Origin of the sequence: Catenulispora rubra, from assembly GCF_015356825.1 — a bacterium.
GTDB classification, from domain to species: domain Bacteria; phylum Actinomycetota; class Actinomycetes; order Streptomycetales; family Catenulisporaceae; genus Catenulispora; species Catenulispora rubra.
In genome coordinates, this window is the sequence record NZ_JAACYW010000765.1 from 1 (window position 1) to 425 (window position 425).

The 425-nt window shown below is 76.9% G+C and carries 1 pseudogene; it reads left to right on the forward strand.

Going from position 1 to position 425, the window contains the following annotated elements:
* Positions 1-312: pseudogene (locus GWK61_RS55320) on the forward strand (MFS transporter); the annotation flags it as partial.
* Positions 313-425: the final 113 nt, after the last annotated feature.

A 425-nucleotide genomic window follows, 5' to 3' on the forward strand; every position in this document is an offset into this window, starting at 1 on the left:
GGGGTGGTCTCCGGGCTCTACAACACCACGCAGCAGATCGGCGCGGCCGTCGGCGCGGCGGTGCTGTCCACGCTCGCCGCCGGCCGCACCGCGCACCTGCTGCGGGCCGGCCACGACCCGGCGGACGCCCTGAGCAGCGGATACCACCTGGCGTTCACGATCGGGATAGCGCTGCTGGTCGCGGCGCTACTGGTGGCGGTGTTCGGGCTGCGGGGCGCCGGGGCCGGCGCTCCGGAGGCGGCAGCCGACGCCGATACCGCCGAGGCGCCGCGCCAGAGCACCTCAGGCCTGGACCTCGCGCCGACCGCCTGACCGCCTGACGTCCGGACCGGCTGACTGCTGACCCGGCTGACCGGCTGACCGCTCAGGCCGGCCCGACCGCGAGCCCTTCGACGCCGACCGCGTCGGAGGGCTCGCGCGTGCGC